The sequence below is a fragment of the Virgibacillus sp. genome (genome assembly GCF_013393565.1).
GTDB lineage: Bacteria > Bacillota > Bacilli > Bacillales > Amphibacillaceae > Virgibacillus > Virgibacillus dokdonensis.
Window position 1 is genome coordinate 86,904 of sequence record NZ_JABXHF010000005.1, and the last position, 12,884, is coordinate 99,787.

Sequence of the window (12,884 nt, forward strand, 5' to 3'; positions counted from 1 at the left end):
CGAGGCGGCATTACGTGTGATTTACTTACAAAGTGTGTTTATTTAAAGTAATTAAAGGTCATACTGCCTATTATTACTAGTACGATCATAAAAGCAGGACTACCAATAAATGCTCTATCAAATAGATCTTTCTCGTTATCATTTCTATTTCTTCCCATAAAATCGTTCCCTTCTAATTAGCACATACAGATTCATTAAATTGTATTATACATTTAAACGTATCGAGTACTATGAATTTATAGTTTATGCCAAACGATGGTGTTTTTCGCTAAAATTGGTGAACATCCGATCTTTTCTTACTTCCTGGATGGTAACATGAAACGTATAAAAACTTGACATAGATTAATTTTGAAACTAGTCTAAAAATAATAGCATTTTCAGCGAATCATAGAGACATATATTAATGAAGGTGGAAATAAAGTGCTTCCACTATGTAATAATTCAAAGTGCAATTTCTTTTCAATTGCTTTTACGTCATGCTCATAAGTCATAAGTTAGGGGAGGCCTTTTGTGGTATAGAAAATTAGAAGATTCTAAGATGCATAGCATAAGCAAAACTACCGTTTTCTCCATAAAGGAAAGGCGTTAAGCCAAGGTTTTCTAACCTTATTCTCATTTGCATTCTACTAAATCTAACTTAAATGAAGGGAAGAAAATAAAATGATACCATTTCCGAAACCTACTGTGGAACAGTTCTTTCGCACGTTTGCCATCACTAATTTTACTGTAACTCCTAATGAAAAAAGGGTCCTATTCAGCACCAATTTAAATGGAAAAATGAACGTGTGGGCAATGGACTTGCCAAATACGTTCCCATATTTATTTGCTCATCGCGAAGAATCGTGTAGCTTTCTAAAATGTGATCCGGAAAATCGTTATGTACTAGCAGGGTTTGATCAGGATGGTGATGAAAATCATCATATTTATGCTATACCACCAGAAGGAGGGCTGCCACAGCCGCTTGTTACTGGAGACCCGGAAGAAAAGTACTTTTTTGCGCACTTGAGTGATGACGGTGAGCGTATTTATTATATGACATCGGAAGGAAATGCATCATTTTTAAATACGCGTGTTCGCCATTTGAAGGAGGAAAAAGATACCTTGCTTCATGTGGGCGAAGTAGGCCCAACTTTTTTAGAAGCTGTTTCTGAAGAAGAAAAGGCCTTTGTTTTTACACAGACGTATGCCAACACATATGTTATAGGATTTGTAAAAGTGGGCACAGAACAGATCCCGTTAACTTCTGACACGGAGAAAGTACATGTTGTCATGGATCCAGTATTTGTAGACGAAACGACGATTTTCTTTTTAACCGATTATGAGGATGAATATACGTATTTAGCCAAGTTCGATGTGAATAGCAGAACATTTTCTAAAGTTATAGCCGTTGAAGAAGAAAGTATTAATTTCCTAAAATGGAACAAGGAAAAACAATGCTTTTATTTCGTAACAGAAAAAGGGGTGACGGATAAGCTATATCAATTTGATCTTATAAAAAAAGAGCTGCTTACGATAGATGCACCAACAGACACGATCGATCAATTGGTAGTTGCGAAGTCAGGCAATCTTTATGTGTTAGGTAGAGCGGCGACATCACCGGCAAATATTTATCGGTACACATACGAGGGTGGAAGTTGGACGATGCTAACGAATAATCGTGTTCTCGGCGTTGCCAGTGAAGAGATGGTTGTGCCTGAGGTTGTGACGTACCCGTCCTATGATGGAATGGAAATCGAAGCATTATTATTTAAAGCTCACGCCCACTATGATAATGGCTATACTATTTTTTGGCCGCATGGTGGACCGCAAGCGGCAGAACGAAAAGAATTCCGTTCCATGTTTCAAGCATTGCTAAATCGTGGTTATTCGATATTTGCCCCTAATTTCCGAGGAAGTACTGGATACGGAGCATCATTTGTAAAGATGGTTGAACAAGACTGGGGAGAGGGACCGCGTCTTGATTGTTTGGAAGGAATAAAGTGGTTATTTGATAACGACATTACTACGAAAGAAAAATTATTTTTAGTTGGTGGAAGCTACGGTGGTTATATGGCGCTACTATTGCATGGTCGCCATCCTGAGTACTTTAAAGCTGTTGTAGATATTTTTGGACCGTCTGACTTATTTACATTTGTAAACTCGGTGCCTCCGCATTGGAAACCAATGATGGACCGTTGGCTTGGCGATCCAGAACGAGATAAAGAACGATTCATTACGGATTCCCCTGTTACGTACTTAGAAGGTATGACAAAGCCAATGCTCGTCATCCAAGGTGCGAAAGATCCTCGAGTTGTAAAAGCAGAATCGGACCAAATTGTCGCTAAATTGAAGGAAAAAGGTCGTGATGTTGACTATCTTGTACTTGAAGATGAAGGACATGGCTTTTCTAAAAAAGAGAACGAAATTAAAGTGTATCAACGTATGCTTGACTTTTTAGATCAGCACAGAGATAGCTAGCATGAAGGGGAGTTTTAATCAGAGTGGGTCTTCGCTTTATGGTTTTATCCCCTGACTGACGTCTTCTAATGATGAAAATGGGCGTCTTACACTACCTTATATTTGGAATACACGAAGAGCGTAGATGGGAATCTGCGCTCTTCGTTATTTTAATGGAAACGTTATGTTTTCATTTAGCAGACTATCTTCTCTATTATGAAAGTATTTAAAGAAAAGTATGCCATGCAAAAAATAATGGATTTTAAAAGCAGCTATGATGCTGTAAGTTAGAATATGAATGATAACCTGGCTAAACAAGCTCCCATTCATGAGTAAATTTGAGTGCTAGATTTTTAATAACTTTATAGCAATAAAAAGATCGAAAATGTTTGTTTTGTTCGAACAATAACCATTCTTTAACGAACATATAAAAATCTGCAATCCTTCTAAGGTTGTAACTAAGTATTAAAGGCAATTTATTTCTTGATTTACATTATAATGGCTGTGAATTCAATTATGAATTATGTTTGAACAAACTAGGAATAAGATTGAATGAAACGCTTTCATATACTATACTAACATTATAGAACAATTCAAACATAAAAGAACAGGAGGCTGGATATGTTGAAAGAAAATCGACAAAAGCAAATATTGAATTTAATAGATGAGAAAGGATTTCTGAAGGTAGCTGAAGCCTCCAATTTATTAAGTGTAGCTGAAATGACCATTCGACGTGATTTAATGGAGCTGGAGGAAATGGGTTTAATAGAAAGAGTGCATGGGGGAGCAAAAAGAAGGGTCCAGAAAAAGACGCATTATACTGAATTGTCCCATTTGCAAAAACAATCGCTTCATATAGATGAGAAAAAGCATATAGCGAAAAAAGCAGCAGAATTAATTGAAGAAAACGATGTTTTGTTCATTGGTGCAGGAACCACAACGGAATACATTTATGATTATATAAACGTTAATGCAGCAAAAATAATTACCAATTCTATCTCGGTGTTTAATCGGTTTAAGGACGATGCAAGGTATGACCTTATTTTAATAGGTGGTAGATTACGTGAACGTACGGGAACTTTTATTGGATATTTCACACGAAAGTGGATACAAGATATAAAAGTCCAAAAAGTCTTTATCGGTACAAATGGGATAAAAAATGACCATATAACTACTGCAGAAGAGGAGGAAGGTGTTGTCCAACAAATAATATTGAAAAATTCTGATGAGAATTATATTTTGGCAGACAGCTCTAAATTTGGTGTAGAAGCTTTTCAGGTATTGTGCCACATTGATGAGATAGACGGGATTGTTACTGATCGTAAATTGTCTCCCCAGTTTAAAAATTATTATCAAAATAAGTGCAACATGATTATGTAAAAACGATAAATGGGAGGTTTTAAAAATGAAAGTAGTAATGGGTAGTGATGTTAAAGGATTTGAGCTTAAAGAATTTATTAAGCAGCGCCTTGTGTATTTAGGGTACGACGTTGAGGATATAACTCCCAAAAAAATGAACGATTTTTATGATGTAACTATTGATTTGACTGAGTTTATTCAAAAACATGATGGTAGCCAAGGAGTGATGTTTGATGAATATGGAGTTGGTCCATTTATGATTGCAAATAAATGTAAAGGTATTATATGTGCAAATGTATTTGACGAACACTCTGCAAAAATGACAAGAGCTCATAATAATACAAATATGATTACAATTGGAGCGGGCATTGTGGGAAATAGGTTGGCCGAAAGAATAGTTGAAACATTTTTAGCTTCAGATTATGAAGGTGGAAGGCATCAAATTCGAGTGGATATGCTAAATAAAATGTGTTAGGGGTGGAATAATGAGAATTTCTATAGGATGCGACCATATTGTTACAGAAGTAAAAGATCATTTTGTGAAGTATTTAGCGGAAAGTGGTCACGAAGTTATTGATAATGGAACCCATGACAAAGAACGTACACATTATCCGATCTATGGTAAAAAGACAGCTGAAAAAGTTGTTCTTGGCGCAGCTGATTTAGGAATTGTTATTTGTGGGACTGGCGTAGGGATTTCAGTCAGTGCCAATAAAGTACAGGGTGCTCGTGCTGCTTTGGTTAGAGATGTAGAGGCTGCCCGATATGCCAAAGAAAACTTACATGCAAATATTATTGCGATGGGAGGGAGAATTACAGGTATAGGGTTAATGGAAGATATAGTAGATGCATTTATTAAAACTAAATACAAAGCAACACCTGAAGAAGAGGAAGTGATAAAAAAAATAGATCGCCTTGTAGGTAATGAGGAACAATTGAATAATGACCATTACTTTGATGAATTTATTGACAAATGGGAGCAGGGAGCGTATCAAGATTAAACAGAAAACAATCTTGTTTATAGATGGTGGTGAGAAAAATGAGTGTATGTTGTTCTCTTTTCGAAAAGGATCTCATTTTATGTAGTGACGCACAAACACAAGATGAAGTTTTTGATGAAATAGGGAATATTTTAATGGAAAAAGGACTTGTTAAAGAAAGTTTTATAGAGGCTATTAAAAGTAGAGAGAAGGAGTATCCAACAGGACTAGACCTTTCTCCTGTTGAAAAAGGATTGTCAAATGTTGCTATCCCCCATACAGAACCAGAATATTGTAGATCGCAATCCATTGTTTTTGTGAAATTAAATAATGAAGTAACCTTTAAAAATATGATTAGTCCAGAAGTAGATGTAAGTGTTACTTATTTGTTTTTTATTATTAATAATAAAAAACAAAATCAAACCAATGTATTATCTAATTTAATGGCTTTTTTGACAAATAAAGAGAATGTTAAGAATCTGGATACATTAAATTCAGCCGAATCCATTTATAACTTTTTAACCAATAAATTTTAAAAGGAGAGGTGTATAATGATTAAAATTTTAGCGGCGTGTGGAGCGGGTATTAACTCAAGTCATCAGATTAAAACAGCAATTGAGGAAGAAATGAAAAAAAGAGGTTATGATGTCAAGGTAGATGCTGTAGTAGTAAAGGATATTAACAAGGAGATGATGGATCAGTATGATATTTTCACTCCAATTTCTAAGATTAAATTTAGCTTTGATATAAATATTCCTACAATAGAGGCCGGGCCTATTCTCTACCGCATACCTGCTATGGCGGAACCGGTTTTCGAAGAATTAGTAAGCGCTATCAAAAAAATAAAGAAATAAACTTATTTCTTGAAAGGTGTGTGAAGAATGGAAGCAATTATTAAATTTGCAAACTCAATATTTCAGCCTATTATTGATTTAGGTGCAGCACCAATGATGTTTATATTACTTACTTTGCTTGCGGTATTAATGAGAGTTAAAGTGAGTAAAGCGCTTGAAGGCGGTCTTAAATTAGCAATCGCATTAACGGGTATTGGGGCAGTTATTGATTTATTGACTAGTAATTTTGCACCTGCCTTGCAGGATTTTGTAAAGTCTACCGGCATCGAATTAACTATCACTGATGTAGGCTGGGCTCCGCTTGCTACCATTACTTGGGGATCGGCATATACGTTATTTTTCTTAATGATTTTAGTTATTGTCAATCTTGTATTATTAGTTTTGAATAAAACGGACACACTTGATGTAGATATTTTTAACTTTTGGCATTTATCGATAACGGGTCTGCTAGTTATGTTTTATTCTAATAATCTTTTTATTGCTACTCTATTAGTTATCATGTTAGGAGTTATGAAATTTATCAACGCTGATTTAATGAAGCCAACATTTAATGATTTACTGGACATGCCTGAATCAAATCCAACGACAACGACACATTTAAACTTTTTGCTAAACCCTTTAATTATGCTATTTGATAAATTCTTTGAAAAGGTAATGCCATTTCTTGATAAATACGATTTTGACGCAGCGTGGTTGAATGAAAAGATAGGTTTCTGGGGAAGTAAATTTGCTATTGGTATTTACTTAGGGGCTTTTGTTGGTTTGTTAGGGCAACAATCCGTCACAACTATCTTCGCATTAGCTTTTATTGGTGGTACAGCTCTTGAATTATTTTCTATAGTCGGCACATGGTTTATAGCTGCGATGGAGCCAATTTCTCAAGGAATTACAACCTTTATGAGTAAGCGCTTACAAGGTCGGACTTTTAATATTGGTATTGATTGGCCGTTCCTAGCAGCTCGTCCTGAAATGTGGGCAGCAGCTAATGTCTTAGCTCCAATTATGCTATTTATTGCTCTCATTTTACCTGGTAATGGTATTCTTCCTTTAGGAGGTATTATTGCAATTGGTTTAACTCCGGCTTTGTTAGTTGTTTGTCGAGGGAAAATTATCCGAATGATTTTAATAGGTACCATTATGATTCCCGTCTTTCTTTGGTCAGGGACAGTAATAGCGCCATTTGTAACAGACGTTGCAACATCTGTTGGAGCCATGCCTTCTGGAATTGAAAGTGGAGCACTCATTACACATTCTACACTGGAGGGGCCAGTTGAAAAATTTATTGCTATATTAATAGGGAAAGCTGCTAATGGTTTCGAATTAATACCAGTGTTAACAGCGTTGGGAACAATTGCAGCATATTTGAGCTTATTTGTTTGGTATGTAAAACAGATGAAGAAACGTAATAAAGAATATAAAGATGAAAAAAAAGCAGCCTAATAATAGTCTTATAATAAAAAGGATTCGACTTTTAAAAGGCTGTGTATAGGTGCTAACTATTAAGTTAGATAAGTTATTCTAAACAAGGAAGAGAGAGTTGTCAAATTTTTTACACTGTAAACTTAATAAGCTTATTCAATATGTGTTGTTAAAACACCAAAGAAATGCTTGTTAGTGTCATGCATGAATATGTAGGAGATAATTATGGAGTTAGGCTCTTAATTATCTCCTTATTTTTATTTGCAACTGTATTACGATGAAGGTCATAAATTAAAACACGCAAGAAGAGTTACAATGACACATTTAGCATTTTTAATACCCGCTATTTTAGTATATGTCTATATATTTAGGGATTTCGCTTTATATAATGGGGATACATTTAAATTACTAGTTTTTGGAATTATCATTATTCAGTTTACTGCTTTTTTTATACAGTCTAGCTTGTATTACAAACGAATGAAGAAAAAAGTGGAAAGATATTAAAAGTTTAGATAGAAACAAAGATGTGTTCCTTTAGATGGTGAAATATCAGTCAGGAAATTGGCTGATATTTTTTGCATTTTAAAAGCAGTATGGATGGTATTTTACTAGCCGCGGTTAATTGGGGAAATGCATCTTATCTACAAGGGTAATTTTTGACACAAAACGTGTATCACGTAAATAAGTTGTTGGAAGATACAAGCTGGCAAGTTTAAGAGGAGATAACAGTACTTAAATCGCCACTTAAATTTAACTGATTTAAGATTCACTTTAAAGGATAAGAAAATGGTAGATCTAGCATAAGGGTTTAGCACTATTTTTCCTTCTGTTTTTACAATGAAAACCGTGTTTGTGAAGTGAAAGTAACATCATATTTCTAAGATGAAAACATATGATTAAACGAAGGTAGTTAATTGCCGTACAATATGCAAGGAGGTCATGGAGAGTGAAAACAGTGTGGAAGCCATTTTGGAGTTATAATGTAAAAAAGACAGAAAAATGGCTTCAGGCAAAAGCTTTGCAAGGAGAGCAATTGGTGGACATAAAGCCTCTTTACCGTTTGTTTATCTTCGAAGCAGGCAACCAACCTCAGGCGATTCAATATCATATTGCTTATCAAAAAAAGCAACACCATAAGCTGCCTCTATTATTACACCAAAGCGGATGGGGAGAATGTTGTCAAAGAGGACGTTGGTACATTTTTGCCAATCAAACAAAAGACATCCAGAATTATCCTGTCCGTCAAGAAATTATTAAGCGCAATCGCAATTTATTCTATTTTTTTGCTGCATTAACCATGTACGTGCTTCTTACCTTGCTACTGTTTGTTATTATGAGTGGAATTATTGTATTTTATCATGGGAACACCCTTACTTTTTCCCCTGTTTTTGTATGGCACACACTCCTTGTAATTAGTATTGGTTTAACTATTATTGGCATGTTTTCCACTATACGCCTCTACCAATCCAATAAACATTTTTGGTAAGCCAACATTATATTGCACATTATGATGGATGCAATACTGATAACGATGACAAAATAATGTTTGTCTCGTTTTTTCAATCCACTGCTGGTTTTTCACGTTTGAATATTTTTTTCATAATATATTTATAATCAAATCATTGTTTTATCTATTGTCAGGGATCAGGCTCCTCTATACAGCTTTAATAAAAAAATGATTGACTAAAAATACAAATCAAGGTTAAAATGTGGTGAACCCTTTTTTGTACTATAAAAGTATAAAAGTTTAAAGGTTTATAGTATAAGGAAAGTAGCTTGTAGTATAACAATGGGAGCTTTCGCTTAAAGATTTAGTTTTTACATTGATTCAAATATAGAAAGGAGCATTAAAGTAAAACCGTTTTTCTAAAGCGCCAGGACTATGCAATCGAACGGGAGAAAGCATAGTTGACGAGGTTGGAGGTTATCGAATGTTCGGCGGGTGCCTCCCGATTGTACATCTCAATTGTCACGCTCTTCCTTAAAACAACGAGGCAACTTGTTGGCCAAAGGGAAACGGCAAGATGTTACAAAAACAATCACGAGAAAGGGGCAGTACAACGCCCCTATAAAGTATATTTTATTTGGATCGTTTGTCCTGCCCCTTTTTTACAAGGAGGACTACAACGATGTGTGGAATTGTAGGATATATCGGCCAGGATGATACGAAAGAAGTTTTACTAAATGGTCTTGAAAAGCTTGAATACAGAGGTTATGATTCAGCAGGTATTGCAACTTTAAATGACACAGGTGTTCAAGTTGTGAAAGTAAAAGGTCGAATTGCAAAATTAAGAGAAAGCATAGATAGCTCATTACGTGCAACGATGGGAATCGGTCATACGCGCTGGGCGACTCATGGTGTGCCAAGCGAAGAGAATGCACATCCGCATCAAAGCGTGTCTGGCAGATTTACCCTTGTTCATAATGGCGTTATCGAAAATTACCAAGAATTAAAAGAGAACTATCTTGGGAACGTGCGTTTTGTTAGTGAAACAGATACAGAAGTCATTGTGCAACTGATTGAAAAGCTGTTCGCAGAAACAAACAATACAGCAGCAGCTTTTCGTAAAGCAATGCGTCTATTAAAGGGGTCCTATGCGATCGGTATGATTGATCATGAGAACAAAGATACGCTGTATGTTGCTAAAAATAAGAGTCCTTTGTTAGTTGGATTAGGTAACGGATTTAATGTTGTTGCAAGTGACGCCATGGCAACATTAAAAGCAACGGATCAGTATGTCGAAATTCATGATCAGGAAGTAGTGCTCGTTCATCGTGAATATATTGAAATTCATGATCTTGATGGAAATTCCATTATGCGTGAACCATATACAGCTCAAATCGATGCCAATGATATTGAAAAAGGGACGTACCCTCACTTCATGTTAAAGGAAATCGATGAGCAGCCGTTTGTTATGCGTAAAATTATTCGCGAATATCAAACAGAAAATAATGAACTTAAACTAGATCAGAACATTCGTCAGGCTATGAACAGCTGTGATCGTATTTATATTATTGCAGCAGGAACAAGTTATCATGCTGGGTTAGTTGGAAAGGAATTTATCGAAAAACTTGCCAACGTTCCAGTCGAAGTTCATATTGCCAGTGAATTTTCATATAACATGCCATTATTGTCAGAAAAACCGTTGTTTATTTTTATCTCCCAAAGTGGAGAAACAGCAGACAGTCGTGCTGTATTAGTAAAAATTAAAGAAATGGGACATCCAGCATTAACGATTACGAATGTGCCTGGATCCACCCTTTCTCGTGAAGCAGATTATACGTTAAACTTATATGCAGGTCCAGAAATTGCGGTAGCTTCTACCAAAGCTTATACAGCGCAAATTGCCGTATTGGCTATATTAGCAGTCGACACTGCAAAAACAAAGGGATTACCGTTGGATTTTGATCCAATGCAGGAGCTAGCGATCGTTGCTAATGCAATGGAAGTGCTAACCGATCAAAAAGAAGCGATAGAAGATTTGGCACGGAAGTATTTGCATACAGCTCGCAACGCATTTTTTATCGGTCGAAGCGTAGATTACCACGTGTGCTTAGAAGCAGCTCTTAAGCTAAAAGAAATCTCCTATATCCAGGCTGAAGGCTTTGCTGGTGGAGAATTAAAGCATGGAACGATTGCTTTAATTGAAGAAGGAACTCCAGTTATTGCATTGGCCACTCAGGAAAATGTGAATTACTCCATTCGTGGCAATGTGCAGGAAGTAGTAGCACGTGGAGCGAATGATATGGTTATTAGTATGAAGGGGCTAGAGCGAGATACGGATGCATTTGTCATCCCGCATGTTCATGAATTGCTCACACCACTTGCTAGTGTTGTGCCATTACAACTATTTTCTTACTACGCTGCATTACATCGTGATTGCGATGTTGATAAACCTCGTAACTTGGCAAAAAGTGTGACTGTGGAGTAGGGCGAAGTTGGGATTTGAAGTGATGTATCGCCCTGCTAAAATCCACTTCCCTCTGCTAAAAAGTCGGTACCTACTGCTAAAAAGTTGGTATCCGGAGCGGAAGGAAGAGAGAAGAAAAAGAGCAGGCGAACAATATGTACTCAATCGCTTTTTCTACAAAAAACAATATAAAATTAGGGCTGGGTCCAATACGGATTCAGTCTTTTTGTTTTGTTCAGTATCTCTTCAATTCCTTGTCCAATAGGGATTCAGGTGGTTTTCATATCGCTTTCTATACATTTCGAAAGAACACGGGAAAGAAGAAAGAGAGTGATGAAATAAGAGGCATTTCAGTTCTCTTTTCTCATGTTTTTTTCTTATTTCTGTTCTCGTTCAGGGAAGATCTATTTAACATTATCCGAATATTCGATACAACCCATAGTGGAAAAAAGAAGGCGAAAATGGGGCTTTTGGGGAAGAAATTAATAACATAATGGAGGGAAGAAAAAATCGAGATAAGAGGGTGGAAGCCTTGGGGAATAAGGGGTTGGGGGGGAGTGGCTTTGGATACCGACATTTTAGCAGGGATATATAGTAGGAGAAAGTAATGATGGGAAGTAAGACGAAATAAGACAATAGTGGTATTCTTGAATTAATAAATTGTTATCAAGATACATGGAGAGAAAAATGAAGAACACAAGAGGTTTCATTGCAGAAGAACGACCTGATTTAATTGAAGAATGGCATCCATAAGAAAATAATGAGAACACCTTAGTCAATGTAAGATCTGGTTCAGATAAGATCATTGTTTAGGAGGTGCAAAGAATGTGAGCATGTTTGGGAAACACAAGCAAAAAGTAGGGCAATAAAGAATACTGGATGTCCAAAATGCCATGAAAGATATAATGTTAGCTTTCCAGAACTGGCAATATATTTTTATATTAAACAACCTTTTACTGATGCAGAATTAAATGCTCAAATAGAGGGAATTGGAACGTATAAATCCGTAGATGTTTTCATCCCTTCACTGAACCTTATTATTGAATATGATGGGGGACATACCCATAGGGAAAGAATAGTGATTGATAAGGAAAAGAGTCGATTATTAGTAGAAAAAGGTTATTGTCAATATCCCTATACTTGCTCAAATTCCACCTATTATAGAAAAAAGTAATCTATTGGAAAAGTGTCCAGAAATAGAAACCATATGGGACTATGAGGAAAACTATCCGTTAAGACCCGAACATTTCAGGCAATATTCAAATTTCAAGGCATGGTTTATCTGTGAACAAAAGCAAGTAACTTTAGCTCAAATTGGCAGTAAAGCCCAAGGTTATGGAGGTTTGTCATGGAAAGTAGCAACAGAAGAGTATAACTTGGAATTATTGTTTCCTGAAATCTCAAAAGAATGGAACTATGAGAAGAACGACTCTAACTCTCCCGTTACATATTTACCTTTTTCTAATCAACTTGTGTATTGGGATTGTCAAACGTGTGGATCAACATACGATAAGATGATTAATGAGAGAACTGGTGGCGGTGAGGGATGTCCTTATTGTGCAGGTAAAAGGGTCAATTTTACTAACTGTCTTTCTACTACACATCCGCATCTTGCAAGTGAATGGGACTACAATCAGAATGGAGACCTAACACCTGCCGATGTGACAAAAGGATCTCATGATAAAGTATTTTGGAAATGTAAGAAAAGCCATAGTTATCTTGCTTATGTTTATAGTCGGGTAGAGGGGCGAGGTTTGATTCAAACTAAATGGTTTGATTTTACTATGCTGAATACCGTCCTATTTAATAATCACAAACCTCTTCTTTGCACTCTTCTTTTACTTTAGGAAATCCTTCTTTTTCCCCCATGCTATTTACTTTAAATTCTTTTGGGTCAACACTAGCAGAAAAATCAGCTTTTCCAT

At 36.0% G+C, this 12,884-nt stretch carries 11 protein-coding genes; all 11 read left to right on the top strand.

The window, feature by feature from the left end:
* Positions 1–660: 660 nt before the first annotated feature.
* The 11 genes from HLX49_RS02235 to HLX49_RS02280 all read left to right on the top strand — a co-directional run bounded on the left by HLX49_RS02235 (position 661) and on the right by HLX49_RS02280 (position 12,806).
* Positions 661–2,457, top strand: coding sequence for a S9 family peptidase (locus HLX49_RS02235; RefSeq protein ID WP_296360685.1), 1,797 nt, complete (start codon positions 661–663; stop codon positions 2,455–2,457).
* 600 nt (positions 2,458–3,057) lie between these two features.
* Positions 3,058–3,816, top strand: coding sequence for a DeoR/GlpR family DNA-binding transcription regulator (locus HLX49_RS02240; protein ID WP_101932931.1), 759 nt, complete (start codon positions 3,058–3,060; stop codon positions 3,814–3,816).
* Between the two features lie 25 nt (positions 3,817–3,841).
* Entirely contained in the window at positions 3,842–4,270 is a 429-nt protein-coding gene (gene lacA, locus HLX49_RS02245) for a galactose-6-phosphate isomerase subunit LacA (protein WP_077706565.1), read from the top strand.
* A 10-nt stretch (positions 4,271–4,280) separates the two neighbouring features.
* Complete coding sequence (lacB, locus tag HLX49_RS02250) at positions 4,281–4,796, top strand: galactose-6-phosphate isomerase subunit LacB (protein WP_077706564.1); 516 nt, start codon at positions 4,281–4,283, stop codon at positions 4,794–4,796.
* A gap of 23 nt (positions 4,797–4,819) precedes the next feature.
* A complete protein-coding gene (locus tag HLX49_RS02255; protein WP_296360686.1) occupies positions 4,820–5,311 on the top strand; it encodes a PTS sugar transporter subunit IIA in 492 nt (163 codons plus the stop codon).
* 15 nt (positions 5,312–5,326) lie between these two features.
* Complete coding sequence (locus HLX49_RS02260; RefSeq protein WP_077706563.1) at positions 5,327–5,629, top strand: PTS fructose transporter subunit IIB; 303 nt, start codon at positions 5,327–5,329, stop codon at positions 5,627–5,629.
* A 27-nt stretch (positions 5,630–5,656) separates the two neighbouring features.
* Positions 5,657–7,069 carry a PTS galactitol transporter subunit IIC gene (locus HLX49_RS02265; protein ID WP_077706562.1) on the top strand — a complete coding sequence of 471 codons (1,413 nt, stop codon included), beginning with the start codon at positions 5,657–5,659 and terminating at the stop codon, positions 7,067–7,069.
* Positions 7,070–7,994: 925 nt separating this feature from the next.
* A complete protein-coding gene (locus HLX49_RS02270; protein ID WP_296360687.1) occupies positions 7,995–8,534 on the top strand; it encodes a DUF2812 domain-containing protein in 540 nt (179 codons plus the stop codon).
* Positions 8,535–9,177: 643 nt separating this feature from the next.
* Positions 9,178–10,980, top strand: a complete 1,803-nt coding sequence (gene glmS / locus HLX49_RS02275; RefSeq protein ID WP_296360688.1) for a glutamine--fructose-6-phosphate transaminase (isomerizing) — start codon at positions 9,178–9,180, stop codon at positions 10,978–10,980.
* A gap of 784 nt (positions 10,981–11,764) precedes the next feature.
* Complete coding sequence (locus HLX49_RS17195; protein ID WP_438272971.1) at positions 11,765–12,133, top strand: zinc-ribbon domain-containing protein; 369 nt, start codon at positions 11,765–11,767, stop codon at positions 12,131–12,133.
* A gap of 4 nt (positions 12,134–12,137) precedes the next feature.
* Positions 12,138–12,806, top strand: a complete 669-nt coding sequence (locus tag HLX49_RS02280; protein ID WP_296360689.1) for a zinc-ribbon domain-containing protein — start codon at positions 12,138–12,140, stop codon at positions 12,804–12,806.
* The last annotated feature ends 78 nt before the right edge of the window (positions 12,807–12,884 follow it).

What these genes read in the sequence shown, in the direction of transcription:
- HLX49_RS02265 (WP_077706562.1), top strand. Translation starts at nt 5,657, where the DNA reads ATGGAAGCAATTATTAAATTTGCAAACTCAATATTTCAGCCTATTATT.
- HLX49_RS02240 (WP_101932931.1), top strand. Translation starts at nt 3,058, where the DNA reads ATGTTGAAAGAAAATCGACAAAAGCAAATATTGAATTTAATAGATGAG.
- lacB (WP_077706564.1), top strand. Translation starts at nt 4,281, where the DNA reads ATGAGAATTTCTATAGGATGCGACCATATTGTTACAGAAGTAAAAGAT.
- glmS (WP_296360688.1), top strand. Translation starts at nt 9,178, where the DNA reads ATGTGTGGAATTGTAGGATATATCGGCCAGGATGATACGAAAGAAGTT.
- HLX49_RS02255 (WP_296360686.1), top strand. Translation starts at nt 4,820, where the DNA reads ATGGTGGTGAGAAAAATGAGTGTATGTTGTTCTCTTTTCGAAAAGGAT.
- HLX49_RS02235 (WP_296360685.1), top strand. Translation starts at nt 661, where the DNA reads ATGATACCATTTCCGAAACCTACTGTGGAACAGTTCTTTCGCACGTTT.
- lacA (WP_077706565.1), top strand. Translation starts at nt 3,842, where the DNA reads ATGAAAGTAGTAATGGGTAGTGATGTTAAAGGATTTGAGCTTAAAGAA.
- HLX49_RS02260 (WP_077706563.1), top strand. Translation starts at nt 5,327, where the DNA reads ATGATTAAAATTTTAGCGGCGTGTGGAGCGGGTATTAACTCAAGTCAT.